The organism is Pseudomonas sp. LTR0, assembly GCF_036630035.1.
GTDB classification, from domain to species: Bacteria; Pseudomonadota; Gammaproteobacteria; order Pseudomonadales; family Pseudomonadaceae; genus Aquipseudomonas; species Aquipseudomonas putida_Y.
Genome location: NZ_CP123734.1, coordinates 365804 through 391591, shown reverse-complemented (window position 1 = coordinate 391591; position 25788 = coordinate 365804). Strand labels below are relative to the sequence as shown.

The 25788-nt window shown below is 62.2% G+C and carries 19 protein-coding genes, 1 tRNA gene and 1 pseudogene; 14 read left to right on the top strand and 7 right to left on the bottom strand.

Features of this window, described 5'->3' with window-relative positions; genetic code table 11:
- Positions 1-68 precede the first annotated feature (68 nt).
- From QCL51_RS01750 to QCL51_RS01740, 3 genes and pseudogenes are all read left to right on the top strand, one after another.
- Positions 69-3812 carry a bifunctional diguanylate cyclase/phosphodiesterase gene (locus QCL51_RS01750; protein WP_021782702.1) on the top strand — a complete coding sequence of 1248 codons (3744 nt, stop codon included), beginning with the start codon at positions 69-71 and terminating at the stop codon, positions 3810-3812.
- A gap of 16 nt (positions 3813-3828) precedes the next feature.
- Positions 3829-3905: transfer RNA gene (locus QCL51_RS01745), tRNA-Ile, on the top strand.
- 57 nt (positions 3906-3962) lie between these two features.
- Positions 3963-4067, top strand: a pseudogene (locus QCL51_RS01740) (integrase); the annotation flags it as partial.
- A 399-nt stretch (positions 4068-4466) separates the two neighbouring features.
- Here the strand turns inward: QCL51_RS01740 and QCL51_RS01735 are convergent.
- On the bottom strand, positions 4467-5021 hold the full coding sequence (locus QCL51_RS01735) for a serine acetyltransferase (protein ID WP_021782701.1): 555 nt from the start codon (positions 5019-5021) through the stop codon (positions 4467-4469).
- A 187-nt stretch (positions 5022-5208) separates the two neighbouring features.
- Between QCL51_RS01735 and QCL51_RS01730 the strand changes: the two genes are divergently transcribed.
- From QCL51_RS01730 to QCL51_RS01685, 10 genes are all read left to right on the top strand, one after another.
- On the top strand, positions 5209-5670 hold the full coding sequence (locus QCL51_RS01730; RefSeq protein WP_021782700.1) for an Lrp/AsnC family transcriptional regulator: 462 nt from the start codon (positions 5209-5211) through the stop codon (positions 5668-5670).
- Positions 5671-6546: 876 nt separating this feature from the next.
- Positions 6547-8229 (top strand): NAD(P)/FAD-dependent oxidoreductase, encoded by a 1683-nt coding sequence (locus tag QCL51_RS01725; RefSeq protein WP_003255585.1) that lies wholly within the window; start codon positions 6547-6549, stop codon positions 8227-8229.
- Positions 8230-8243: 14 nt separating this feature from the next.
- Positions 8244-9038 (top strand): carbon-nitrogen hydrolase family protein, encoded by a 795-nt coding sequence (locus tag QCL51_RS01720; protein ID WP_338444572.1) that lies wholly within the window; start codon positions 8244-8246, stop codon positions 9036-9038.
- A gap of 141 nt (positions 9039-9179) precedes the next feature.
- Positions 9180-11480 (top strand): pyrroloquinoline quinone biosynthesis protein PqqF, encoded by a 2301-nt coding sequence (pqqF, locus tag QCL51_RS01715; protein WP_135192456.1) that lies wholly within the window; start codon positions 9180-9182, stop codon positions 11478-11480.
- 159 nt (positions 11481-11639) lie between these two features.
- Complete coding sequence (pqqA, locus tag QCL51_RS01710) at positions 11640-11711, top strand: pyrroloquinoline quinone precursor peptide PqqA (RefSeq protein ID WP_003243383.1); 72 nt, start codon at positions 11640-11642, stop codon at positions 11709-11711.
- Positions 11712-11790: 79 nt separating this feature from the next.
- The gene (gene pqqB, locus QCL51_RS01705) at positions 11791-12702 is read left to right on the top strand and encodes a pyrroloquinoline quinone biosynthesis protein PqqB (RefSeq protein ID WP_021782697.1); all 912 of its coding nucleotides are present in this window, start codon (positions 11791-11793) and stop codon (positions 12700-12702) included.
- A 162-nt stretch (positions 12703-12864) separates the two neighbouring features.
- A complete protein-coding gene (pqqC, locus tag QCL51_RS01700; protein ID WP_021782696.1) occupies positions 12865-13620 on the top strand; it encodes a pyrroloquinoline-quinone synthase PqqC in 756 nt (251 codons plus the stop codon).
- On the top strand, positions 13617-13892 hold the full coding sequence (pqqD, locus tag QCL51_RS01695) for a pyrroloquinoline quinone biosynthesis peptide chaperone PqqD (protein ID WP_021782695.1): 276 nt from the start codon (positions 13617-13619) through the stop codon (positions 13890-13892). The genes pqqC and pqqD overlap by 4 nt, the downstream gene beginning before the upstream one ends.
- 1 nt (position 13893) lies before the next feature.
- Positions 13894-15024, top strand: coding sequence for a pyrroloquinoline quinone biosynthesis protein PqqE (gene pqqE, locus QCL51_RS01690; RefSeq protein ID WP_172402798.1), 1131 nt, complete (start codon positions 13894-13896; stop codon positions 15022-15024).
- Positions 14990-16813, top strand: coding sequence for a S9 family peptidase (locus QCL51_RS01685; RefSeq protein WP_021782693.1), 1824 nt, complete (start codon positions 14990-14992; stop codon positions 16811-16813). Before pqqE ends, QCL51_RS01685 begins: the two co-directional genes overlap by 35 nt.
- 61 nt (positions 16814-16874) lie before the next feature.
- On the opposite strand, the gene QCL51_RS01680 is transcribed toward QCL51_RS01685, so the two are convergent.
- A complete protein-coding gene (locus QCL51_RS01680) occupies positions 16875-17033 on the bottom strand; it encodes a YqaE/Pmp3 family membrane protein (protein ID WP_009681539.1) in 159 nt (52 codons plus the stop codon).
- 146 nt (positions 17034-17179) lie between these two features.
- Positions 17180-18460 (bottom strand): aminotransferase class III-fold pyridoxal phosphate-dependent enzyme, encoded by a 1281-nt coding sequence (locus QCL51_RS01675; RefSeq protein ID WP_021782692.1) that lies wholly within the window; start codon positions 18458-18460, stop codon positions 17180-17182.
- Positions 18461-18670: 210 nt separating this feature from the next.
- On the opposite strand from QCL51_RS01675, the gene QCL51_RS01670 reads away from it, so the two are divergent.
- The gene (locus QCL51_RS01670; protein ID WP_021782691.1) at positions 18671-19594 is read left to right on the top strand and encodes a LysR family transcriptional regulator; all 924 of its coding nucleotides are present in this window, start codon (positions 18671-18673) and stop codon (positions 19592-19594) included.
- A 275-nt stretch (positions 19595-19869) separates the two neighbouring features.
- Here QCL51_RS01670 and QCL51_RS01665 read toward each other — a convergent pair whose 3' ends face one another.
- The 4 genes from QCL51_RS01665 to QCL51_RS01650 all read right to left on the bottom strand — a co-directional run bounded on the left by QCL51_RS01665 (position 19870) and on the right by QCL51_RS01650 (position 25635).
- A complete protein-coding gene (locus QCL51_RS01665) occupies positions 19870-21648 on the bottom strand; it encodes an acyl-CoA dehydrogenase C-terminal domain-containing protein (RefSeq protein ID WP_021782690.1) in 1779 nt (592 codons plus the stop codon).
- Positions 21649-21772: 124 nt separating this feature from the next.
- A complete protein-coding gene (locus QCL51_RS01660; protein ID WP_021782689.1) occupies positions 21773-23056 on the bottom strand; it encodes a GGDEF domain-containing protein in 1284 nt (427 codons plus the stop codon).
- A 189-nt stretch (positions 23057-23245) separates the two neighbouring features.
- Positions 23246-25051 carry a phenylacyl-CoA dehydrogenase gene (locus QCL51_RS01655; RefSeq protein WP_010951720.1) on the bottom strand — a complete coding sequence of 602 codons (1806 nt, stop codon included), beginning with the start codon at positions 25049-25051 and terminating at the stop codon, positions 23246-23248.
- A 287-nt stretch (positions 25052-25338) separates the two neighbouring features.
- The gene (locus QCL51_RS01650) at positions 25339-25635 is read right to left on the bottom strand and encodes a pyrroloquinoline quinone biosynthesis protein PqqE (protein WP_103443372.1); all 297 of its coding nucleotides are present in this window, start codon (positions 25633-25635) and stop codon (positions 25339-25341) included.
- Between the last annotated feature and the right edge of the window lie 153 nt (positions 25636-25788).

Sequence of the window (25788 nt, the reverse complement as noted above, 5' to 3'; positions counted from 1 at the left end):
CTTCCGTTGCACGCCTGCAGCAATGCCCGTCTACACTCGACTTCAGACCACCTGAGTGCGAGGCTGCCATGTCCTTGAAGCCGGCCATTCTGTTGCTGATCCTGATTCTGTGGAACACAACGGCCGGCGCCCTGACCCTGACAGACGAGGAGAAAACCTGGCTGGCTGCCCACCCGCAGCTCAACCTGGGCGTAGACGCCTCTTGGCCACCGTTCGAGTTTCGCGACCAGGAGGGCCGTTACCAGGGATTGGCCGCCGACTACATTGCCATGATCCAGCAGCGCCTGGGTGTGACGTTCAAACCGGTCGAGCCCAGCAGTTGGACCGAGGTGCTGGCGCAGGCGCGGGAAAGCCGTATCGACCTGCTGCCCGGCATCATGTCCACCCCGGAACGCCAGGGCTTCCTGGCCTTCACTCGCCCGTACCTCGACTTCCCCATTGTCATCCTCGCGCACAAAGGCGGCGCACAACCGCGAAAGCTGGCTGACCTGTACGGCTTGAAAATCGCCGTAGTAGAAAACTACGCCCCGCACGAGTTGCTGCGTACCCACCACCCGGACCTCAACCTGGTTGCCCTGCCAAACGTCAGCTCCACGCTGCAAGCACTGGCGACCGACCAGGTGGATGCCGTGGTCGGTGACCTCGCTTCCAGTATCTGGAGCCTGCGCCAACTCAAGCTCGAAGGCCTCTACGTCAGCGGCGAAACGCCCTACCGTTATCAGCTGGCGATGGCCGTCCCCCGCGACAAGAGCGTGCTGGTCGGCATTCTCGATAAAGTGATGGCCGACATGAGCAGCAGCGAAATCAGCCAGATCCAGCAGCACTGGGTGGGCAATGTAGTCGACCAGCGGATGTTCTGGTCCGACCTGCTGGTGTATGGCCTGCCAGCGGTGCTGTTGCTGATGGCTGTGCTGGCAGTGGTCATTCGCATCAACCGCCGACTCAGCTCGGAAATTTCCCGGCGCATCGCCCTGGAGCAAGAGCTGCGCAGCAGCGAATACCACTATCGCGGCCTGGTCGAGAGCCTGTCAGCCATCGCCTGGGAAGCCGATGCCAACGACTTCACCTACAGCTACGTTTCACCCCATGCCGAAGACCTGCTCGGCTACCCATTGAGTGACTGGCTCAGGCCCGGTTTCTGGCGCAGCATCCTGCATCCGGAGGACGCGCTCTGGGCACAGGCCTACTGCGACAGCGAGACCGCAGCGGGGCGCGACCACAGCCTGGACTACCGAGTGATCCGGGCTGATGGCCAGCCCCTCTGGGTACGCAACATCGTCAGCATGATCGAACACGGCCACCAGCCCGTGATGCGCGGGCTGATGATCGACATCAGCGAAACCAAGCGCACTGAGGACGCCCTGCGCCTGTCCGAACAGAAGTTCGCCTCGGTATTCCAGCAGTGTCCCGATATATTGCTGATCGCGCGCCACAGCGATGGCTGCCTGCTGGAGGTGAACGAGGCTTTCGAAGAGCAGATCGGCCTGCCGCCAGACCAGGTCATTGGCCGCACCGCCACCGACCTTGGCCTTTGGGGCGTAGAAGGCAGTGGCCCGCTCCTGCTTGAAAGGTTGCACCAAGGTGGTATCCGCAACCTGGAAATGAGCTTCCGCCGCAGCAACGGCCAACTGTTCACCGGCCTGACTTCGGCCGAAACCTTCGAACTGGACGGCACACCCGCGCTAGTTGTGGCAGTACGCGACATCAGCCAGCTGAAGGAGACCCAGCAGCAGCTGCAAACTTCAGAAGAAAAGTTCGCAAAGGCCTTCCACGCCTCGCCCGACGGCCTGCTGCTATCGCGCCAGAGCGACGGGTTGCTGCTGGAGGTGAACGAGGGCTTCTGTCGCCTCACCGGCTACGCCCTCAACCCAACCATCGACCAGACCTCGCTAGACCTGGGTATCTGGGTCGACCTCAACGAGCGCAAACACCTGGTTGACCAGCTCAACCGCGACGGCTTCGTGCGCGACTTCACCTGCCATATCCGTCGCAGCGACGGGCAGATCCGCCTTTGCGAGCTGTCCGCCCGCCCCCTGCCGATTACCGGCGTCGACTGCATGCTGACCATCGCCCGCGACATCACCGAGCGTCACCTGATGCAAGAAAAACTGCAGCTGGCCGCCACCGTGTTCGAGAACACCGCCGAAGGCGTGCTGATCACCGACATTGACCAGCGCATCAGTGCCGTCAACCGCGCCTTCAGCGAGATCACCGGCTACAGCGAGATCGAGGCCCTCGGCCAGACTCCGCGCCTGCTCGCCTCGGGCCAGCACGACAGCGCTTTCTATCTGGCCATGTGGCACCAGCTTACAGACGAGGGCCACTGGCAGGGCGAAATCTACAACAAGCGCAAGAACGGCGAGCTTTACCCAAGCTGGCTGACCATCAGCGCCGTGCGCAACAGCGACCGCGAGGTCACTCACTTCGTGGCGGTTTTTGCTGACATCTCCAGCATCAAGCACGCCCAGGCCAAACTCGACTATCAGGCCCACCACGACCCGCTGACCGGCCTGCCCAATCGCACCCTGTTCGAAAACCGGCTACAGGGTGTGCTCACCTGCGCGCAAGTGTCCAACCGCCAGGGCGCAGTGCTGTTCCTGGACCTCGACCGCTTCAAGCATATCAACGACAGCCTTGGCCACCCGGTCGGCGACCTGCTGCTCAAGGGCATCGCCCAGCGCCTGAAAGAACAGGTACGCGACGTTGACACCGTAGCCCGCCTGGGTGGCGACGAATTCATCATTCTGCTGCCCGGCCTGCACAAGCCCAGTGACGCCAGCACTATCGCCAACAAGCTATTGGCCTGCTTCAACGCACCGTTCCAGGCCGGCGAGCACGAGTTTTTCACCAGCGCCAGCATCGGCATCAGTCTTTACCCACAGGATGGCACTGACGTCTCCACACTGATCCGCAACGCCGACGCTGCCATGTACCGCTCCAAAGCCAAAGGCCGCAACCGCGTCGAAGCCTACACCCGCGACCTCACCGCCCAGGCCAGCGAGCGCATCGCCCTGGAGCATGAGCTGCGCCGGGCCGTCGAACGCAACGAAATGAGCCTGTGCTTCCAGCCCAAGCTCAGCCTGAAGACCCAGAGCCTGGTGGGTGCCGAAGCGCTGATCCGCTGGAGCCACCCGACCTTTGGTGAGGTACCGCCGGAACACTTCATCCACCTGGCGGAAGAGAACGGCACCATCCTGCAGCTCGGCGACTGGGTACTGGAGCAAGCCTGCCGGCAGATGCAGGCCTGGAAGCAGCACTATGAACCCTTCGGCCCGCTGTCGATCAACCTTGCCGGCGCCCAGCTGCGCCACCCACACCTGGCACGGCGCATCGAACAACTGCTCAAGCACTACCAGCTGAGGGCCGGTGACCTGCAGCTGGAAATCACCGAGAACTTCATCATGAGCCAGGCAGAAGAGGCCCTGGCCGTGCTGTACCAGTTGAAGAAACTCGGCGTACAGCTAGCCATCGACGATTTTGGCACCGGCTATTCGTCGCTGAGCTACCTGAAGCGCCTGCCGCTGGACATCCTCAAGATCGACAAGTCCTTCATCCGCGGCCTGCCCGACGACCCACACGACGCCGCCATCGCCCGGGCGATCATTGCCCTGGGCCGCAGCATGCAGTTGACCATTATTGCCGAAGGCGTGGAGAACCAGGCCCAGCAGCGTTTTCTGGCGGCCGAGGGCTGCGAGCAGATCCAGGGCTACATCGTCAGCCTCCCTCTACCGCCAGAGGAATTCGCGGCCGCGTTTCTTCGCATAGCACTATCGGATCTTTCAGATGGCACAGGTGCGAAACCCTCGTTATAATCCGCCCACTTACTGAGGGCCTATAGCTCAGTTGGTTAGAGCAGAGGACTCATAATCCTTTGGTCCACGGTTCGAGTCCGTGTGGGCCCACCAGCTTACAAGCCGCGCATTGCGCGGCTTTTTCATGCCCGCAAGAAATAAATGTTCGGGGGCGTGTACATCCAGCGCAGCGGCGCCGGCCGCATGACCTTGGAAGTAGCGCTGAAACGGTATCTCAGCGAAATCAGCCCACCAAGAAGCCGATCACCCAGCACGCCGATAATCGCGGAAAGGTGCCCTATCGATACTTCAAGCCAAACACCCTAGCTTGAGGATCAGACAATGAGCCGAATAGGCGCCATTATCAGCTCACAAAATGAGCCGAATATGCTCGCTAATCGGCTCACAGATGAGCAAGCCCATGAATGAACCTGGGCCTGCCCCGTGACAACGGACGCCAGGAAGCTGGCTACAGAGCCAACTGCCTCAAGCCTTTGCGTATTCGTTCGGCGCGCTTATCACTTGCGCGGCGCCTGGGGATAAACGAAGAAGGCCGCACCACTGCACGATCCAGTCCATCGGGCGATGGCCATCAACCATGGGCAAACCCATAAGAACCCTCCCAGCCTGCTCCACCACCCCCTCTGCCAACGTCCACAAATGTACCGCTGTTGGTTAACCCCCTCCAGGACGCATCTCGACCTGCCGTGGGTTGTAGAAGGTCATGCCAGGCGGAATATCCCGCGTAACCAACGACATCGCGCCAATCACCACGTCATCGCCAATGTCGATGCGATCAGCAACGATGCAACTGTTGGCCCCCATGCTCACGTTGTCGCCAATGCGCAGTGCGTACTCCTGCAACCCCAGGGTCTTGATGCCGATCGAGCAGTTCTGCCGGATGAAGAAGTTGCGCCCGATGCTTACATGCCGGGTAACCACCACCCCCGGCAGGTGTGCGATGCGCAGGCCGGGGGCGATCTGGGCGCCGATGTCGATGTCCACCCCATACTTGAGGTTGAGCCGCTGCTGCATGCGCCTGGCGTGGCGCCGGGCCAGGCCGCCGCGGGCGTCGAGGTACTGGGCCAAGCGATAGGCGAAAAGGAAACGCAGTTTGTTGTCCTTGCGTGCGCGGCGCAGCACGTTGAACAGCAGGCTGATAGGGCGTCCGGGTCTTTTCTTGTTGGAGACTTCCAGTCGCCAGCATTCGAGCAGGTGGTCGAGGTTCACGCTGAGATTTCCGTGGGACTAGCGCTTCATCATGCCGAATTAGTGCCGAAGACGCAGCCTTCGGACATGCACGGCCCTTCTCACCCAAAGTGCCAAGCCGACGCCGTCAACGGTGATCGACTGCACCTGGCCTTGCCCTGATTGGCACAGGCTGGCTAGGCTAGCGGGCCAACCGTAGAGACTCGCCATGTCGGATTCCCGCTCCATCACGCTGGATGAAATCGATCGCCAGCTGATCGCCCTGCTGCAGATCAACGCCCGCGAAAGCGTCGCCACCCTCGCCCGCCAGTTGGGTATCGCCCGCACCACCGTCAATTCGCGCCTGGAGCGGCTGGAGAAAAACAAGGTTATCTCCGGCTATGGCGTACGCCTGGGCCAGGGTGTGATAGGCGGTGGGCTGCAAGCGTACGTGGGGATCAAGGTGCAGCCACGCTCCGGCAAGGACGTGGTGCGGCGCCTGAGTGCCATGGGCCAGGTGCAGCAGTTGTGTGCGGTAAGCGGCGAGTTCGACTATGTGGCCTGGTTGCGTACGGACTCGCCTGAACAACTGGACCAATTACTCGACCAGATCGGCAGTGTCGACGGGGTGGAGAAGACCACCACGTCGATCATTCTCAGCAGCAAGGTGGACCGCGGTCAGCCGCTCTGATCAATCAGGCCTCCTGCTCGTCGAAGGGCTTGTCTTGAGCTTTGGGGGGGCTGTGAGATCGCGCGGCGCATCGCGAGCTGCGCTCGCTCCTACGTTTGTTTCAGGCCAGTGACGCCTGTGACAGCCGCGCGCGACCGCCTTGTTTGTACGACGCGATATCGCGCCATGCGCCAAGGGGATCGCGCGCAATTCCCCCAGGAATAACTGGCCCGAAACAAACGTAGGAGCGAGCGCAGCTCGCGATGCGCCGCGCGGGCGGCGCTCGATCTCACAGGCGACGCACCTCTACCGCCATACAGGCGGCGCTCGATCTCACAGGCGACGCACCTCTACCGCCATAAAGGCGGCGCTCGGTCTCCCAGGCGGCGCACCTCTACCGCCATACCCTCAAGGCTACACCGCCTGGCATAACGTTGCGCAATGGCCGGGTGTGTTTGCCTTGGGTTTTATGGTGTTGCAGAAATCGAGCGCCGCCCGCGCGGCGCATCGCGAGCTGCGCTCGCTCCTACGTTTGTTTCGGGCCAATTATTCCTGAGGGAATTGCGCGCGATCCCCTCGGTGCATGGCGCGATATCGCGTCGTACAAACAAGGCGGTCGCGCGCGCCTGTCACAGGCGTACCTGGCCCGAAACAAACGTAGGAGCGAGCGCAGCTCGCGATGCGCCGCGCGGGCGGCGCTCGATCTCACAGCCCCCCAAAGCCCAAGACAAGCACGTCGTCATAAACAACCTCACTATTATAATTTCGACGAAATAAACTACATTAAGACAACACTCTAAACCTTAATAACGAACACCCCACGCCCTAAAATGACCTCCAGGCATCTCCTATACTCAGGCTCCGCTCCTCGCGCAGCCTCTCTGGCAAGGTCATTTCATGAACAAGAAGAACCGCCACCCCGCCGACGGCAAGAAGCCGATCACCATTTTCGGCCCGGACTTCCCTTTTGCTTTCGACGACTGGCTGGAACACCCGGCAGGCCTGGGCAGCATTCCAGCTGAGCGCCATGGGGAAGAGGTAGCCATTGTCGGTGCCGGTATCGCCGGCCTGGTAGCGGCCTACGAGCTAATGAAGCTGGGCCTCAAGCCGGTGGTGTACGAGGCGTCCAAGCTAGGCGGCCGGCTGCGCTCGCAAGCCTTCAATGGCACTGACGGGATCGTTGCCGAGCTGGGTGGCATGCGCTTCCCGGTGTCGTCCACCGCCTTCTACCACTACGTCGACAAGCTGGGCCTGGAAACCAAGCCCTTCCCCAACCCGCTGACCCCGGCCTCGGGCAGCACAGTTATCGACCTGGAAGGCCAGACCTACTACGCCGAGAAACCCACCGACCTGCCACAACTGTTTCATGAGGTAGCCGACGCCTGGGCCGATGCGCTGGAGAGCGGCGCCCAGTTCGCCGATATCCAGCAGGCCATCCGCGACCGTGATGTACCGCGCCTGAAGGAACTCTGGAACAAGCTGGTGCCGCTGTGGGACGACCGCACCTTCTACGACTTCGTCGCCACCTCGCGCTCGTTCGCCAAGCTGAGCTTCCAGCACCGCGAAGTGTTCGGTCAGGTCGGTTTCGGCACCGGCGGTTGGGACTCGGACTTCCCCAACTCGATGCTGGAAATCTTCCGCGTGGTGATGACCAACTGCGACGACCATCAGCACCTGGTGGTCGGGGGCGTGGAACAAGTGCCACAAGGCATCTGGCGCCACGTACCGGAACGCTGCGTGCATTGGCCGGAGGGCACCAGCCTGAGCACGCTGCATGGCGGCGCACCACGTACCGGGGTCAAGCGCATTGCCCGCGCCGCCGATGGCCGCCTGGCGGTCACCGACAACTGGGGCGATACCCGCCACTACAGCGCAGTACTCGCCACCTGCCAGACCTGGTTGCTGACCACCCAGATCGACTGCGAGGAATCGCTGTTCTCGCAAAAGATGTGGATGGCCCTGGACCGTACCCGCTACATGCAGTCGTCGAAAACCTTCGTCATGGTCGACCGCCCGTTCTGGAAGGACAAGGACCCGGAAACCGGCCGTGACCTGTTGAGCATGACCCTCACCGACCGCCTCACCCGCGGCACTTACCTGTTCGACAACGGCAACGACAAGCCCGGGGTGATCTGCCTGTCGTACTCGTGGATGAGCGACGCGCTGAAGATGCTGCCGCACCCGGTGGAGAAGCGTGTACAACTGGCCCTGGATGCGCTGAAGAAGATCTACCCAAAGACCGATATCGCCGGCCATATCATCGGCGACCCGATCACGGTTTCCTGGGAGGCCGACCCGTACTTCCTCGGTGCCTTCAAAGGCGCGCTGCCGGGCCATTACCGCTACAACCAGCGCATGTATGCGCACTTCATGCAGCAGGACATGCCGGCGGAGCAGCGCGGTATCTTCATTGCCGGTGACGACGTGTCATGGACCCCCGCCTGGGTTGAAGGCGCGGTGCAGACGTCGCTGAATGCGGTGTGGGGTATCATGAACCACTTTGGTGGCCACACCCACCCCGACAACCCCGGCCCAGGCGATGTGTTCAACGAAATCGGCCCGATCGCCCTGGCGGATTGAGACAAGGAGGCACCATGCGCATCGCTCTGTACCAAGGTGCACCCAAGCCACTGGATGTGCCCGGCAGCCTGCAACGGCTGCGTCACCAGGCGCAGTTGGCAGCCGAACGCGGCGCGCAGTTGCTGGTTTGCCCGGAGATGTTCCTGACCGGCTACAACATCGGCCTGGCCCAGGTCGAGCGCCTGGCCGAGGCCGCCGATGGCCCGGCAGCCATGACCGTGGTGGAGATCGCCCAGGCGCACCGCATCGCCATTGTCTATGGCTACCCTGAGCGCGGCGATGACGGGGCGATCTACAACAGCGTGCAGTTGATCGATGCGCATGGCCGCAGCCTGAGCAATTACCGCAAGACCCACCTGTTCGGTGAACTGGACCGTTCGATGTTCAGCCCAGGCGCCGACTATTTCCCGGTGGTGGAACTGGAAGGCTGGAAGGTTGGCCTGCTGATCTGCTACGACATCGAGTTCCCGGAGAACGCCCGGCGCCTGGCGCTGGATGGCGCCGAGCTGATCCTGGTGCCGACGGCGAACATGACGCCGTACGACTTTACCTGCCAGGTGACTGTGAGAGCCCGGGCGCAGGAAAACCAGTGCTATCTGGTGTATGCCAACTACTGCGGTGCGGAAGACGAGATCCAGTATTGCGGGCAGAGCAGCATCATCGGCCCGGATGGCAGCTTGCTGGCCATGGCCGGGTGGGATGAGTGCCAGTTGTTGGCAGAGCTGGAACATGAGCGGGTGGTGCTGGGACGCACGGCGTTTCCCTACCTGACCGATTTGCGCCAGGAGCTGCACCTGCGTAAAGGCTGACAGGGGCCGCTATGCGGCCCATTCGCGGGCACGCCCGCTCCCACGGGATCTGCGCTGCCTTTCATACCGGCGCCATACCCCGCGAATAGGCCGAGCCTGCAAACAAATCGGTTAGCATGGAAAGCCGCCACCGGAGCCCCCATGTCTGACACCACTCGCCAACTCACCCTCGCCAACGGCTTGCAGTTGACCCTGCGCCACGCCCCGCGCCTCAAACGCTCGGCCGCCGCACTGCGGGTGCATGCGGGCAGCCACGACGCAGCTGCCAGATGGCCCGGTCTGGCGCACTTCCTCGAACACCTGTTCTTCCTCGGTACACCGCGCTTCCCGCTGGAAGACGGCCTGATGCGCTACGTACAAGCCGTGGGCGGACAGGTCAACGCCAGCACCCGCGAACGCGCCACCGACTTTTTCTTCGAGGTGCCACCCAACGCGCTCGATGGCGGTCTCGAGCGCCTGTGCCAAATGCTGTCAGAACCGGATCTGGGTATCGAACGCCAACGCCGTGAACGCGAAGTGATCCACGCCGAATTCATCGCCTGGTCGCGCAATCCATCAGCCCAACAGCAGTTCGCCCTGCTGCAGTCAGTCTCAGACAAGCATCCACTGGGCGCTTTTCATGCTGGCAATCGATACACCCTGGCCTTGCACGACGCAGCTTTCCAGCAAGCGCTTGCGGGCTTTCATCAGCGCTTCTACCAAGGCGGCCAGATCTGCTTGAGCCTTTGCGGGCCACAGCCGCTGGATGAACTTGAACGCCTTGCCCGGCAGCACGCCGAACTGTTCGCCGCAGGTGAGCGCGTGCCGCGAGCGCTGCCGCCGCCACTGCCCGCACTGGCTAACGCTCTGACCTTCACTCACCAAGGCCTCCCCAGCGGGGCCGAGCACGCCTTGGAACTGCTGATCGCTTACCTGGAGGACAGCCGCCCAGGTACCTGGCTGGGCGCGCTTCGCGAGCGTGGCTGGCTACAAAGCTTCACGGCCGAAAAGCTGTACGCGTTTGCCGGTCAGCTGCTGTGGCACCTTGACCTGAAGCTAAGTGCCGACGCTTGCCCGGACGAAACCTGCGCCCTGCTGCAAGGTTGGTTCAGGTTCATCCGCCAGGCCGACCGAGACCAGTTGAACCACCAATTCGGCTTGCTGCAGTGCAGCCGTGCGCAAAGTGCCAGCGCACTCGAACTGGCCCGCCGGGACAGCACAGGCCAGCCGTTCGCCAAGCTGGATGCCCAGGGGTTGCAGGCGCTTGGCGCCCTGCTGGAAAGCCTGCCAGGTAGCGACCATGGCAATTGGCAGCGCTTGCCAGTCGACCCATTGCTGAAGGCTGACCTGCGCCATGCCAAGGCGCAGCCGCTGCCGGCAGCGCTGAAGATCAGTGACCAGCTCCCGCCGGCGCGCCAATACGCTGCGCTGTACCTGCGCTGGCATGTACCTTCGCCTTTGCGCCAGCAGCTACAGCGTGTGCTGGAACTGGCCCTGGTACCACTGCAGGAACGCTGTGACCGCGCCTCCGTGCAACTGCAGTACAGCAGCGCCGGAGAATACTGGCAGTTGCGCTGCGCCGGCCTGCCAGCAGCAGTGCTGCGGGCAGTGGAACAAGCCTTGGCATTGATGCTCAAGCCACCTGCCAGTTGCTGGCTGCCCTGCACGGCGCAGCCCCCTGCCCTGATCCCCATCAGGGCCCTGCTCAAGCAACTGCCAGACGCGGTACGGGGTAGCCTGCCCGCAGCGGTGCCCGCCGACACGCTGAACCAGCAGCAACTCGACAGCCTGTGGCTGCACACCGAGTGGCATGGCATGGCTACTGGCTTCGAGGATACCGCGCTAAACGCCTTGGGCACTGCGCTGCAGCAGTGCCCTGGGCAAGGCTCGCGGCCTGCCCCCCTGCCTACATGGGCAAACCACCGCTGGCAGCATGCCCAAGTGCCAGGCAGCGAACATGCCCTGCTGCTGTTCTACCCGTTGCCTGCGGCCAAAGAAGCCGCAGGCCGTCTGTTAGCCCAGTTGCTGCAAGGACCGGTGTACCAACGCCTGCGGGTAGAATTGCAACTCGGCTATGCGGTGTTCAGCGCCTTTCGTCAGGTCGAGGGTGTTGGTGGGCTGCTGTTCGGCGTGCAGTCTCCCCACACCGGTCCGGCACAGGTGCTCAACCACCTGCTCGGCCTGCTGCGCCATGGCGTCACCCTTGACCCGGCCGCTCGCCAGGCATTGGCTGGGCAATTCGACGAGCCCGCCATGGCCAATGCCGATGTCGCCGAATGGGCGTGGCAGACACACTTGGCCACACAACCCGATAAGCTGGATGTGCTGCGCAGGTCTATCCTGACTACGCGGCAGACGGATCTGGACCACCTGCTGAGCGACCTGCTCGCCCCAGGTTTCGCTTGGCTATGTTTGGCCAACGCTGCCGCGCCAGACACTTCCTGGCAGGGTGAAAAACGATGATTATTACGCGAACTGCAACGGCGCTTCTCGAATAATTAACCTTCCGGTTCAAATTTTTCTTGTAAGATAGCGCAATCTCGGTTTCAGGGAACTGCCAGCGCATGGCGGTACCCAAGTAGTAGCTGAACAACCCAACCCTCATTCGGAAGGAGTAATTCCATGTGGACCAAACCTGCATACACTGACCTGCGTATCGGCTTCGAAGTTACCATGTACTTCGCTAACCGCTAAGCCAGGTTTAGGGTTTCACGCCTCGGCCTGCCGGGGCGTTTTCGTTTTTTCCGATCCGGTTTCTGCATAGAGAGTGGCCATGTACATCCAGGTTCTCGGCTCCGCCGCCGGTGGCGGGTTCCCGCAGTGGAACTGCAACTGCGTCAACTGCAAGGGCTACCGTGATGGCACCCTGCAAGCCACGGCGCGCACCCAGTCATCCATCGCCCTGTCCGACGACGGTGTGCACTGGATACTGTGCAATGCCTCGCCCGACATCCGCGCCCAACTGCAGGCCTTTGCGCCGATGCAGCCGGCCCGGGCCCTGCGCGACACCGGCATCAACGCCATCGTCCTGCTGGACAGCCAGATCGACCACACCACCGGCCTGCTCAGCCTGCGCGAAGGCTGCCCGCATCAGGTGTGGTGCACGGACATGGTCCACCAGGACCTGACCACCGGTTTCCCGCTGTTCAACATGCTCAGCCACTGGAACGGTGGCCTGCAGTGGAACCGTATCGAGCTGGAAGGCAGCTTCGTGATCGACGCCTGCCCCAACCTCAAGTTCACCCCCTTCCCCCTGCGCAGCGCCGCGCCGCCTTATTCGCCACACCGCTTCGACCCGCACCCGGGCGATAACCTTGGTTTGATGGTCGAAGACACCCGCACCGGCGGCAAGCTGTTCTACGCCCCGGGCCTGGGCCAGGTAGACGAAAAGCTGCTGGCGATGATGCACGGTGCCGACTGCCTGCTGGTCGACGGCACCCTGTGGGAAGACGACGAAATGCAGCGCCGCGGTGTCGGCACCCGCACCGGCCGCGAGATGGGCCACTTGGCGCAGAACGGCCCGGGCGGCATGCTCGAAGTGCTGGACGGTTTCCCGCGCCAGCGCAAAGTGCTTATCCACATCAACAACACCAACCCGATTCTCGATGAAAACTCCCCCGAGCGCGCCGAAGTCCTGCGCCGGGGCGTCGAAGTTGCCTTCGATGGCATGAGCATCGAGTTGTAAAACAGTCTGTGAGGCGAGACCAGACCCTGTGGGAGCGGGCACGCCCGCGAAAATGCCAACACGGTCTATGGCACCGGCTTCGCCGGTGTTCGCGGGCACGCCCGCTCCCACAAGGGAGAGAGATGTGCCAGGCCAGATAATCGTTCTACAGGAGCCAGCCGAATGAGCGACGCACTGCCAATGTCCCCTGCCGAGTTCGAGCAGGCCTTGCGCGCCAAGGGCGCCTATTATCACATCCATCACCCGTACCACGTGGCGATGTACCAAGGTCGCGCCACCCGCAAGCAGATCCAGGGCTGGGTGGCCAACCGCTTCTACTACCAGGTCAACATCCCGATGAAGGATGCTGCGATCCTGGCCAACTGCCCGGACCGCGAAGTGCGCCGCGAGTGGATCCAGCGCCTGCTCGACCACGATGGTGCGCCCGGCGAGGATGGCGGTATCGAAGCCTGGCTGCGCCTGGGCCAGGCTGTCGGGCTGGACCCGGACCAATTGCGCTCGCAAGAACTGGTATTGCCTGGCGTGCGCTTTGCCGTGGACGCCTACGTCAACTTCGCCCGCCGCGCCAGCTGGCAGGAAGCCGCCAGCAGCTCGCTGACCGAGCTGTTCGCCCCGCAAATCCACCAGTCACGTCTGGACAGCTGGCCACAGCACTACCCGTGGATCGACCCCGCCGGCTACGAGTATTTCCGTACCCGCCTGGGCCAGGCTCGACGCGATGTGGAACACGGCCTGGCGATTACCCTGCAGCACTACACCACCCGTGCGGGCCAGGAGCGTATGCTGGAGATACTGCAGTTCAAACTGGATATCCTGTGGAGCATGCTCGATGCCATGAGCATGGCCTACGAACTGAACCGCCCACCCTATCATTCCGTCACCCAGGAACGGGTGTGGCACAAGGGAATCACCCTATGAGTTTCGACCGTAACCAGGTACCGAACTGGCGCCCCGGCTATCGTTTCCAGTACGAGCCGGCGCAAAAGGGCCATGTGTTGCTGTACCCCGAAGGCATGATCAAGCTCAACGACAGCGCGAGCCTGATCGGTGGCCTGATCGACGGCCAGCGCGACGTGGCAGCAATTATCAGCGAACTCGAACAGCAATTCCCCGGTGTCCCGCAAGTGGCGGACGACATCGAGCAGTTCATGGAGGTGGCCCGTGCCGAACACTGGATCGTCCTCGCCTGAGTTGCCGCCTACCCCCGAGGTCGGCCTGCCGCTGTGGCTGCTGGCCGAACTCACCTACCGCTGCCCGCTGCAGTGCCCTTACTGCTCCAACCCGCTGGACTTCGCCGCCCAGGGCCAGGAGCTGAGCACCGAACAGTGGTTCAAGGTCATGGCTGAAGCGCGGGAAATGGGTGCCGCACAAATCGGCTTTTCCGGCGGTGAACCACTGGTACGCCAGGACCTTGCCCAGCTGATAGCAGAGGCCCGCCGCCTGGGTTACTACACCAACCTGATCACCTCGGGCATTGGCCTGACCGAGGCACGCATCGCCGAATTCAAGAAGGCTGGCCTGGACCATATCCAGATCAGCTTCCAGGCCAGCGACGAGCAGGTGAACAACCTGCTGGCTGGCTCGAAGAAGGCCTTTGCACAGAAGCTGGAAATGGCCCGCGCGGTGAAAGCCCATGGCTACCCGATGGTGCTCAACTTCGTCACTCATCGGCACAACATCGACAAGATCGACCGCATCATCGAGTTGTGCATTGCCCTGGAGGCCGACTTCGTCGAGCTCGCCACGTGCCAGTTCTATGGCTGGGCGCACCTCAACCGCCTGGGACTGCTGCCAACCCGCGCGCAGCTCGAGCGGGCCGAACGTATCACCAACGAATACAGGGACAAGCTCAAGGCCGAGGGCAACCCGTGCAAGCTTATTTTCGTTACCCCTGACTACTACGAAGAGCGTCCCAAGGCCTGTATGAACGGCTGGGGCAACCTGTTCCTCACCATCACCCCGGACGGCACCGCATTGCCCTGCCACGGCGCCCGCCAGCTGCCCGTGCAGTTCCCGAATGTACGCGACCACGACTTGCACCATATCTGGTATGAATCGTTCGGTTTCAACCGCTTCCGTGGCTATGAGTGGATGCGCGAACCTTGCCGCTCCTGCGACGAAAAAGAAAAGGACTTCGGCGGCTGTCGCTGCCAGGCCTTCATGCTCACCGGCGATGCCAGCAACGCCGACCCGGTGTGCGCCAAGTCGACCGAGCACGGCATCATTCTCAAGGCCCGCGAGGAGGCTGAAACCGCCCAGCTCGCGATCGAACAGATGACCTTCCGCAATGATCGAAACTCCCGTGTCATCGCCCGCGGCTGAATTCAGCGCGGCCCAGGCAGTTGCCGCCGGCACCGACTTTGCCGAACTCAAGGTCAGTGCCGACGGGCTGTTCTGGAACGAATTCCGCCCGGCCGACGGTGCTTGCCGTATCTGGCACTGGTTGCACTACCAAGCTCGCTGCCTGACCCCGGACGGCTTCAGCGTGCGCAGTCGGGTCTACGAATATGGTGGCGGCAGCTTCTGCCTGGGCGGCGACGGGCTGGTGTTCGTCAACGAAAAGGACCAGCAGGTCTACACCCAGCCGCTGGACGATCTGTTACCACGTGCACTGACCCAGGATGCCAGCTGCCGCTATGGCGATGTGCAGTGGCACGACGGCCAGGTGCTGGCCGTCGAAGAGCGCCATGCCGAACAGGTAGAGCATCGCCTGGTCGCTCTGGGTAACAGCAGCCGCGAAGTCCTCGCCGAGGGCGCCGACTTCTACGCCTCGCCTGCTGTCAGCGCCGATGGCCAGCGCCTGGCGTGGATCGAATGGGACCGCCCGGCACAGCCCTGGACCGTCACCCGGCTGATGTGCCGCGCGCGCGATGCCAGCGGCCACTGGGGGCCGGCGCAATGTGTAGCCGCCGCAGAAGAATCGTTGCAACAACCACGCTTCGATGCCCAAGGTCGGCTCTACTGCCTTTCCGACCGCAAGGGCTTCTGGCAACCCTGGGGTGAGGTCGATGGCCAATGGCAAGCGTTGCCCGCCGCATCGGCGGACCATGCTGCTGCGCCTTGGCAATTGGGGACCTGCACCTGGTTGCCACTGAGCCCGCAAAGCTACCTGGCCAGTTGGTTCGAAGACGGCTTCGGGCAATTGGGGCTGCGTGGTGAAGATGGCCGTATGGAACGTTTTGCCAGTGCCTACACACGCTTTCGCAGCCTGACCATGGACAGCGAACACCTGTATGCCATTGCAGCGTCGCCCATCAGCCCACCGGCAGTCATTGCCATTGACCGCAACAACCACGAAGTACGCGTGCTGGCCGGCGGTGCCGAAGTGCTGCCGGCAGGGAATATCAGCCTGCCGCAGCCGATCCACTACAACAGTGACGGCGAGCAGGCCCATGGTTTCTTCTACCCCCCAGCGCAGTCGCAAGGCGCCGCACCGCTGGTGGTATTCATCCACGGCGGGCCAACCTCAGCCTGCTATCCCGTGCTCGACCCGCGCATTCAGTATTGGACCCAGCGCGGCTTTGCCGTGGCCGACCTCAACTACCGGGGCAGCACCGGCTATGGCCGGGAGTACCGGCAGGCACTGCATCAGCGCTGGGGCAAAAGCGATGTGGCCGATGCCTGCGCGGTGGTCGAATACCTGGCGGCTCAGGGCTTGGTCGACAAACGCAAGGCATTCATCCGCGGCGGCAGCGCCGGGGGTTACACCACCCTGTGCGCCTTGGCGTTTCAAGACGTGTTCCGCGCCGGCGCCAGCCTGTACGGGGTCAGTGACCCGGTAGCCCTGGCCCGTGCCACCCACAAGTTCGAAGGCGATTACCTGGACTGGCTGATCGGCGACCCGCAGCGGGACGTTGAACGCTATCGCCAGCGCACGCCGTTGCTGCATGCAGAGCGAATCAAGGTACCGGTGATTTTCTTCCAGGGTGAGCTGGATGCGGTGGTGGTGCCGGAGCAGACACGCTCCATGTTGGCTGCGTTGCAGGCCAACGGGATCGACGCTGAAGGGCATTTTTATGCGGAGGAGCGGCATGGGTTCCGCAAGGCGGAGAACCTGGCGCATGCCTTGGAAGAAGAGTGGAAATTCTATTGCCGGGTGTTGGTGCAGTAGTTACAGGCGCCCCTGCAGGAGCAACCTTTCGCTGCTCCTGCAGGCGCGGGCTCAGCCTGTGTCACCGCTTGGCGATGATGTACACCGCATGCACGATCCCCGGAATGTACCCCAGCAGGGTCAGCAGGATATTCAGCCAGAACGCCCCGCCAAACCCGACCTGAAGGAACACCCCCAGCGGCGGCAGGATAATGGCGATGATAATGCGGATAAAGTCCATGCGAGTTTCTCCTGAAGGGTTACATCAAAGACTAGCTGCCAGCCGAAGAGGTTCCACAGGCAAAAAAAACGCCCCGGGCCGAATGAAACAGGCCAGGGGCGATGCGCAGGAACGCCAGACGGTTCGTTGAATTCTTTGGCAGGCCGCTACGCCGGCACTTCGCGGCGGGCCTGCTGCTGGGCATGCAGGCGGGCGAAAGCGCGCGCCAGGCGCAGCAGCATTTCGTCGATGTTGCCTTTGCTCACAGTCAGCGCCGGAGAAAAGCGCACCACATCCGTTTGCGGCGCGTTGAGCAGCAGGCCCTCGTGCAGGGCCGCAGCCACCAGCTCGCGGGCCAGGTTTTCTTTCAGTTGAAGGGCCCATAGCAGCCCGTGACCGCGCACTTCACCCTGACCATAGCGCCCGGTCAGGCGGCTCAGGCCTTCACGCAGGTGACGACCGTTGTCCTGAACCTGGGCCAGAAAGCCAGGTTCCAGCACGCTGTCCAGCACCGCCAGGCCGGCGGCGCACATCAGCGCGTTGCCATGGTGGCTGCCGTCCAGCTCACCAGGCTCGGCGCAGCATGCCTTGCCCCTGGCCAGCAAGGCGGCCAGTGGCACGCCGCCCCCCAGGCCCTTGCCCAAGGTGATGATGTCGGCGCGCACGCCATAGAGCTCCTCGGCCAGCAGCGCACCACAGCGACCAATACCGGTCTGCACCTCATCAAGGATCAGCAGGATGCCCAGTTCGCGGCAGAGCGTTTCCACGCCCTTGAGGTATTCCTGAGTAGCGGGAATAACGCCCGCCTCACCCTGTATCGGCTCGAGCATGATCGCCACGGTGCGTGAATCCACCTCGGCGTGCAGCGCCGCCAGGTCGTTGAACGGCACCTTGCTGAAACCCGGCAGGCCAGGTTCGCAGCGATTGCATGGTAACGGGTCGGATGCGGACAGCGCGCCCAGGCTACGGCCATGGCAGGCTTGGCTGGCAGTAATGATGTGATAGGCGCCATTGCGGTGCAGCTGGCCCCACTTACGCGCCAGCTTGATCGCCCCTTCACAGGCCTCTGCACCGCTGTTGAGCAGGTAGGCCTGGTCACTGCCGGTACTCTGACACAGCCGATTGACCAGCCCCAGCAGGCCACGGTTGTGAAAGCCCGAGCCCGGGTTGATCAACGCCTGAGCCTGGGCTCCCAACGCTTTGACCAGCACGCTGGGGCTGTGGCCCAAGCTGTTGACCGCGCCGCCTTGGGTGAAGTCCAGGTAGGCATGCCCTTCGTTGTCCCACAACCAGGAGCCCTGGCCACGCACGAATACCTGCGCCGCACGTTCGGCGCCGGGCATCAGGCGATCAAGCGACAGCTCGGATGCTTGCGGCACGATCACCGGCGCACGCTTGGGCTCGGCGGCGGCGGCAGAAGCCGAGCGGCGCAGGTTGAACAGGTTCATCAGGGCTCCAACCAATCACGGTAAAGGGCAGCCACGGTGCGGTCTTGATGCCGGCACTCGATATTTTGCCTTGCCTATCAAAAGTGTTTTTCATCCATGGTAACAATCGACCGAATCATCGCTGTAACCCTTTGGAATACGGCGATAGACTAGGCTTCAACAGGGTTTTCGACCATTTCGTTTTTCCAGCATTTTCGATAAGTATTACTTATGGATTTCCGCCAACTGCGTTATTTCGTCGCGGTGTACGAAGAAGGCCACGTAGGCCGTGCCGCCGAACGCCTGTCGCTGTCACAGCCGGCGCTTTCCCAGCAGATCCGCCAATTGGAGCACAGCCTCGACCTGAGCCTGTTCGAGCGCAGCAACAAACGCTTGCTGCCGACCTTGGCCGCCCACACCTTGTACAACCATGCCCTGCCGTTGCTCGACGGCCTGCAGCGTGCCCACGAAGCTATGCGCAACTTCAAGGGCCAGTCGCTGCGCACCTTGGCTATCGGTGTATTGCAGACCGTGCGGCCAAGCCTGATACCGCAGCTGCTTGAACGGCTGCGCAAGGCTCAACCCCACCTGGTCGTGCAGATTTACGAGTTGTCGGGGTTGGAGATCGAACGGCGCCTGCTCAACGGCAGCCTGGACATCGGCATCAGCTACTTGCCGCCGCGCCAGCCAGGTCTGCATGGCCTGCTGTTGTACGAAGATGAGCTGCAACTGGTCATACCCGATACCCACCCGCTGAAGGACTTCAAGAAGGTGTCCATCCGCCAGGCCGCCGAGTTGCCCATGCTGATGCTGGGCGAGGAGTTCCAGATCCGCCAGATCTGGCAGGCGCAGTTGGCCAGCCAGGGTCGACGGCCGCAGGTGCAGGCAGAGATGAACAATATGGCAGGGATTCTCGATAGCCTCGCGCACACGGCGCTGGCTACCATTCTGCCGGGGCGCGCCAAGGAGGCCGCCGAAGATGATCAGGGGCTGCTGTGGAAGCCGCTCAGCGAGCCGCGCGTGCCGCTGAAGGTTGGCCTGGTCTTCCGCGATGCCCAGCGCCAGCAGGCGTCCGTAGAGCTGCTGCGCACGTTGCTGGAGGAAGAGACGGACGCTCGTCTGTTGGGGGCATCACCGCTGGATGTGCTGGCCTGAAAAACACGCACGCAAAGAAAACCCCGCCGAAGCGGGGTTTTCCAGACTGTTTCCCTGTGACATCCGTATCGCCCCGCCATCCTGGCAGGTGTTCCTTCGTCGTCGTCCTTGATCTGTCCTTTGCGCTTCCTGCGCAACGTCCATGTGGTAAAGATTAACCGTGGATCCAATCTTAGAACAGTGGTGAAAAGTCACCACGTCGTGTAGGAAAAAGCTTACACGGGAGATTCATACCCAGATATCTGGGGAATCGGGCCACTGGGTAGCCCTCAATATCAGAACTGCTCGGCATCCAGCAGGTAAAGCGACTCACTCCCCGCCTTCACCGAAGCCACCAGCGAATCCACCCGTGGCAGCAACCGTGCAAAATAGAACCGCGCCGTACCCAGCTTGCCCGAATAGAACGCCGCATCCCCATCGCCCGCCTGCGCCGCCCGCGCCATCAGTGCCCACATATAGCCATAGGCAACATAGCCGAAGGCATGCAGGTACTCGACCGAAGCCGCGCCAATTTCATTCGGGTTGCCCTTGGCCTGCTGCAATACCCACTCGGTCAACCCATCGAGCTGATCGAGCGAAGCACGCAATGGCTTGGTGAATTCGTCCAGTTCGCTGCCTGCATGAGTAATGAACTGGCGAATCTCATCAGAGAACAGCTTGTAGTATGCCCCGCCGCTGGCCACCACTTTACGGCCCATCAGGTCGAGGGCCTGGATGCCATTGGTCCCCTCGTAGATTTGGGTAATGCGCACATCGCGCACCAACTGCTCCTGCCCCCACTCACGAATATAACCATGCCCGCCAAATACCTGCTGGCCATGCACTGCGCACTCCAGGCCCAGGTCGGTGAGGAAGGCCTTGGCCACCGGCGTCAGCAGTGCCACCAGCTCTTCGCTGCGTTTGCGCACGCTGGCGTCTTCGCTGTACTTGGCACTGTCCAGTTGCATGGCCACGTAAGTGGAGAACGCGCGGCCACCTTCGATCAGTGCCTTCATGGTCAACAGCATGCGACGCACGTCCGGGTGGACGATGATCGGATCGGCAGCCTTGTCCTTGGCTTGCGGGCCAGTCGGGGCACGGCTCTGCAGGCGATCGCGGGCGTACTCCACGGCGTTCTGATAGGAGCGCTCGGCTGACGCCAGGCCTTGAATGCCTACACCCAGGCGCTCGTAGTTCATCATGGTGAACATGGCCGCCAGGCCCTTGTTCGGCTCACCGACGATATAGCCGACTGCTTCGTCGAAGTTCATCACACAAGTAGCCGAGGCCTGGATGCCCATTTTGTGCTCGATCGAGCCGCAAGTGGCCGGGTTCCGCGCACCGAGGCTACCGTCTTCATTGACCAGGAACTTTGGCACCAGGAACAGCGAAATACCTTTCGGCCCCGCCGGTGCATCCGGCAACTTGGCCAGTACCAGATGGATGATGTTCTCGGTCAGGTCGTGTTCGCCACCGGTGATGAAGATCTTGGTGCCGCTGACCTTGTAGCTGCCGTCAGCCTGGGGCTCGGCCTTGGTGCGGATGATGCCCAGGTCGGTGCCGGCATGCGGCTCGGTCAGGCACATGGAGCCGGCCCAAACGCCGGCATACATGTTCGGAAGGTATTTTTCCTTCAAGGCCTCGCTGGCGTGGGCGTTGATCGACAGACAGGCGCCAGCGGTCAGCATCGGGTACAGGCCGAAGGCCAGGCTGGACGCGTTGACCATTTCCTCGACCTGGGCCGAGATGGCCTTGGGCATACCCATGCCGCCGAACAGCGGGTCACCGCCCACGCCCACCCAGCCGCCTTCGGCGTAGGTGTTGTAGGCCTCGATGAAACCGGCTGGGGTGCGTACTACGCCGTTGTCCCAGTGGCAGCCCTCTTCGTCGGCAGCGCGGCTGAGCGGCGCAATGGTCTTGGCGGTAACCTTGCCGGCTTCTTCCAGCACGGCCATGGCCGTGTCGGCATCGACGACCTCCGCCAGCCCGGGCAACTGCGTCCACTGCTCGGCCACGTTGAAGACTTCATTCAGTACGAAGCGCATGTCGCGCAGGGGCGCTTTATAGTCAGCCATGACAACCTCTCGCTAGTCGGGTCGGGGCGGTCTCGGGGAACCGCGACACTGGGGTTACTGGCAGTGTAACCGAACAACTTTTGCGAGACATAGGGTCATCAATCGACTATATAGTCTCGCACGGTCACGCTGTACGCACTGCCCCACGCGGCGATTGTCGCCCATGCACCATGACACAATTGCGCCCCGCACCTTTGGCGCTGTAAAGCGCCTGGTCGGCGGATTTCAGCACCGCCTCGGGGTTGCGATGATCCGCCTGGCGCTCGGCCACGCCGATACTGATGGTGACCGAAACCGTGCCGCCGCCGCTGCCAGCGCGGCGCTGGCGCCCGGCGGTATCGTCCTGCGGGCGGTTGTGCTGGTCGCGCAGGTGCATCACGTAATTAGCGATTACTTCACGCACGGCCTCCACATGCGGCACGCACTCCTCGGCGGTCTTGCCGGCGAACACCAAAGCGAACTCTTCCCCACCATAACGGTAAGCGCGACCACCGCCGGTGACCTTGGACAAGCGGCTGGCGACCAACCGCAACACCTGGTCACCGACATCGTGGCCGTGGGTGTCGTTGAATTTCTTGAAATGGTCGACATCGGTCATGGCGATGACATAGTTGCGCCCCAGGCGCTGCATGCGCTCGTTCAGCGCACGGCGCCCCGGCAGGCCAGTCAGCTCGTCACGGAAAGCCATCTGATAAGCCTCGTGCGCCACTGCTGCGGCGATCATCAGCATTACCTGGCTGCACATGATGTTCAGGGTAAACGGCAGGATGAAGGTTTGCGGCAGCATCCAGAAAATGCCCAGCAGGCCGATCAACTGCGCGGCGTGCAGCGGCCGGGGTGCACGCAGGTACTGCACCACCAGCAGAATGAATACACCAAGGAACAGTGGGTAGACCATCTGGATCAGGCTCATCCAGTGACCATGCAAAGCCGGCCAGCGGATCTCCGCCAACCAGGTCAGCAACGCCTCGGGGTAGCTTTGCTGGAGGGCCACCGCCACGCTGCCCACGGCAAACAGCACAGCACCGCGGGCGACCAGGTCCTGCAGCAGGTGCGTACGCTCCTGCCAGGCGCCATACAGCCCGAACAGCGCCGGCAGCAGCAGGCAGACCAGGTGGAAGATCACCGCTGCGTCCTCACGCACGCGGCCATGGTCACGATAGAAGTCGGTCTGGGTATCGAGCAGGAAGTAGGCGATGTACACCGTCAGCATCAGAAACAGCTCACGCTGGCGGCGGTAGACCGCGCAGTAAGCGCCGCCCAGCAGTAGAACCAAGGTAGGCAGGACATTGAACAGCGATGTGAAAAAGACGCTGAGGTCTCTCACATAGGCTGCGGCGAGCCCTGCCAGCAACAAGAACAGCGACGGCAGGAAGTGGCTTGCGCGAACAGCGTTAAGACGAAACAAGGGTAATCTCCAACCCGGCAGATCAATAATGGCATTGTGCCCTCACTTCATCGGCAGTGCACTGGAACAGTTGAATTTGCGGTTGGATTTACCAGCTTCCGGTCTCCTGCAAGGGGCCGCGCTGAACCCGAAGACGTAAAAAACCCGCCTACCGGTCAGGGCAGGCGGGTTTTGAGTACAGCGCCAGTATCAGTACGACAGGCCGAAGTGCTCTTCGTCCATCGCCATCAGGTTGTTGGCACCCGACAACATGGTCGCCACATGGGTACGGGTACGCGGCAGAATACGCTGGAAGTAGAAGCGGGCAGTCTGCAACTTGGCGGTATAGAACGCCTCTTCGCTGGTGCCAGCTGCCAGTTTCTCAGCGGCCAGGCGGGCGATGTCGGCCCAGAAGTAGGCCAAGCAAGCATAGCCGGAGTACATCAGGTAATCGACCGAAGCCGCACCCACTTCTTCACGGTCCTTCATGGCAGCCATGCCCACTTTCATGGTCAGCTCGCCCCACTCCTTGTTGATGGCCGCCAGCGGTTCGACGAACTCCTTGACCGCTTCGTTACCTTCCTGCGCCTGGCAGAACTTATGCACGATCTTGGTGAAGCCCTTCAGTGCTTCGCCCTGAGTCATAAGCACTTTACGACCGAGCAAGTCGAGGGCCTGAATTCCGGTAGTGCCTTCGTACAGCATGGAGATGCGGCTGTCGCGCACGTTCTGCTCCATGCCCCATTCGGCGATGAAGCCATGGCCACCGTAGATCTGCACGCCGTGGTTGGCGGCTTCGAAACCGACTTCGGTCATGAATGCCTTGGCGATCGGGGTCAGGAACGCCAGCAGGGCATCGGCCTTCTTGCGCTCTTCTTCGTCCTGGCTGTACTTGACGATGTCCACCTGCTTGGCGGTGAAGTACACCATCGCGCGGTTGCCTTCGGCGAAGGCCTTCATGGTCAGCAGCATGCGACGCACGTCCGGGTGGACGATGATCGGGTCGGCAGCCTTGTCCGGCGCTTTCGGGCCGGTCAGGGAACGCATTTGCAGGCGCTCACGGGCGTACTTCAGGCCACCCTGGAACGCCACTTCGGCGTGGGCCAGGCCTTGCAGTGCGGTCCCCAGGCGAGCAGTGTTCATGAAGGTGAACATGCAGTTCAGGCCTTTGTTGGCCGGGCCGATCAGGTAGCCGGTGGCAGCATCGAAGTTCATGACGCAGGTAGCGTTACCGTGGATGCCCATCTTGTGTTCGATCGAGCCGCAGCTAACGCCGTTGCGCTCACCCACGCCACCCTCGGCGTTGGGCAGGAACTTCGGCACGATAAACAGCGAAATACCCTTGGTACCGGCCGGTGCGTCCGGCAGGCGGGCCAGAACGATATGGACGATGTTGTCGGCCATGTCGTGTTCGCCGGCCGAAATGAAGATTTTGGTGCCCGACACCTTGTAGCTGCCGTCGGCCTGTGGCTCGGCCTTGGTGCGCAGCATGCCCAGGTCGGTGCCGCAGTGCGGTTCGGTCAGGCACATGGTGCCGGTCCACTCGCCAGACACCAGCTTGGTCAGGTAGGTGTGCTGCTGCTCGGCAGTGCCATGCGCAGAAATAGTGTTCATCGCGCCATGCGACAGGCCTGGGTACATGCCCCACGACCAGTTCGAACCACCGACCATTTCGCTCAGGGCCAGGCCCAGCGACTCTGGCAGGCCTTGGCCGCCGTGCTCGACGTCATGTGCCAGGCTAGGCCAGCCGCCTTCGACGAACTGCTGGTAGGCTTCCTTGAAGCCGGTTGGGGTTTTCACCCCCGATTCGCTCCAGGTGCAGCCTTCCTGGTCACCCACGCGGTTCAGCGGCGACAACACCTGCTCACAGAACTTCGCGCCTTCTTCAAGGATCGCGTCGACCATGTCGGGCGTGGCGTCCTGGCAGCCCGGCAGGCTCTGATAGTGCGCCTCATAGCCAAGCAGCTCGTCGCGAACGAAGCGGATATCACGCAAGGGGGCTTTGTAGTCAGGCATTGCGATGAACCTCTAGGTGAGTTCTGTGGGGTGACCCGCGCTTGGCGGAAGCCTATCAAACAGTTGTTTGAAACTTACGTTTAGCTCAGCTTTCTGTCAAGGATGGACTATGGTGCCATTTCCGCCACGAAAAATGGCAAATACGCCAACGCTCGGCAAAACACCTGTAGGAGCGGGCTCGCCCGCGAATGCTTCCAACCAAACCAAACTGTTGTCTGATCGGACGCATTCGCGGGCAAGCCCGCTCCTACAAGGGCAGGCGTTGAAATAGGGGATGACGCAAGTGTTCAGGCGTAGGTGTCGATGAACCGGCCAAGCATTTCGTCGGATGCCTTAGCGACCTTTGCGCCGAGTTCGACTTCGGTCTTGCCCACCGCCTGTTGCACGACACTGGTGGCCATGTCCATCTGCTGGCTGCGGTCGACCGCGCGCAGGCGTTCGGCCTGAAAATCGCTGGACTGGCTAGTGGCGGTGCGTTCGGCAGTGGTGTTGGCGATCTGGCTGGCGGCTTGATCGACGCGGTTCTGCCCGGTCTGGATTGCGCTCAGGCCCGCGTAGTAGGCGGAGCTACCGGTGATTTCCATGTCAGGACTCCATTGACGCTGGATGACGAACAGCCCCAATTAAAGCAGGCTGGGCGCGAAAAGGCCCGTTTAAATCCCTAATGGCTCAATGCCAGTTGATAGGCCTTGGGTATTCCTGCACTGGCCTCTTCGCGGGCAACCCCCGCAAGGAGG

Coding starts and splice junctions, on each gene's coding strand:
- QCL51_RS01750 (WP_021782702.1), top strand. CDS start 69: ATGTCCTTGAAGCCGGCCATTCTGTTGCTGATCCTGATTCTGTGGAAC.
- QCL51_RS01730 (WP_021782700.1), top strand. CDS start 5,209: ATGTCGGATTCCCGCTCCATCACGCTGGATGAAATCGATCGCCAGCTG.
- QCL51_RS01725 (WP_003255585.1), top strand. CDS start 6,547: ATGAACAAGAAGAACCGCCACCCCGCCGACGGCAAGAAGCCGATCACC.
- QCL51_RS01720 (WP_338444572.1), top strand. CDS start 8,244: ATGCGCATCGCTCTGTACCAAGGTGCACCCAAGCCACTGGATGTGCCC.
- pqqF (WP_135192456.1), top strand. CDS start 9,180: ATGTCTGACACCACTCGCCAACTCACCCTCGCCAACGGCTTGCAGTTG.
- pqqB (WP_021782697.1), top strand. CDS start 11,791: ATGTACATCCAGGTTCTCGGCTCCGCCGCCGGTGGCGGGTTCCCGCAG.
- pqqC (WP_021782696.1), top strand. CDS start 12,865: ATGAGCGACGCACTGCCAATGTCCCCTGCCGAGTTCGAGCAGGCCTTG.
- pqqD (WP_021782695.1), top strand. CDS start 13,617: ATGAGTTTCGACCGTAACCAGGTACCGAACTGGCGCCCCGGCTATCGT.
- QCL51_RS01685 (WP_021782693.1), top strand. CDS start 14,990: ATGATCGAAACTCCCGTGTCATCGCCCGCGGCTGAATTCAGCGCGGCC.
- QCL51_RS01680 (WP_009681539.1), bottom strand. CDS start 17,033: ATGGACTTTATCCGCATTATCATCGCCATTATCCTGCCGCCGCTGGGG.
- QCL51_RS01675 (WP_021782692.1), bottom strand. CDS start 18,460: ATGAACCTGTTCAACCTGCGCCGCTCGGCTTCTGCCGCCGCCGCCGAG.
- QCL51_RS01670 (WP_021782691.1), top strand. CDS start 18,671: ATGGATTTCCGCCAACTGCGTTATTTCGTCGCGGTGTACGAAGAAGGC.
- QCL51_RS01665 (WP_021782690.1), bottom strand. CDS start 21,648: ATGGCTGACTATAAAGCGCCCCTGCGCGACATGCGCTTCGTACTGAAT.
- QCL51_RS01655 (WP_010951720.1), bottom strand. CDS start 25,051: ATGCCTGACTACAAAGCCCCCTTGCGTGATATCCGCTTCGTTCGCGAC.
- QCL51_RS01650 (WP_103443372.1), bottom strand. CDS start 25,635: ATGGAAATCACCGGTAGCTCCGCCTACTACGCGGGCCTGAGCGCAATC.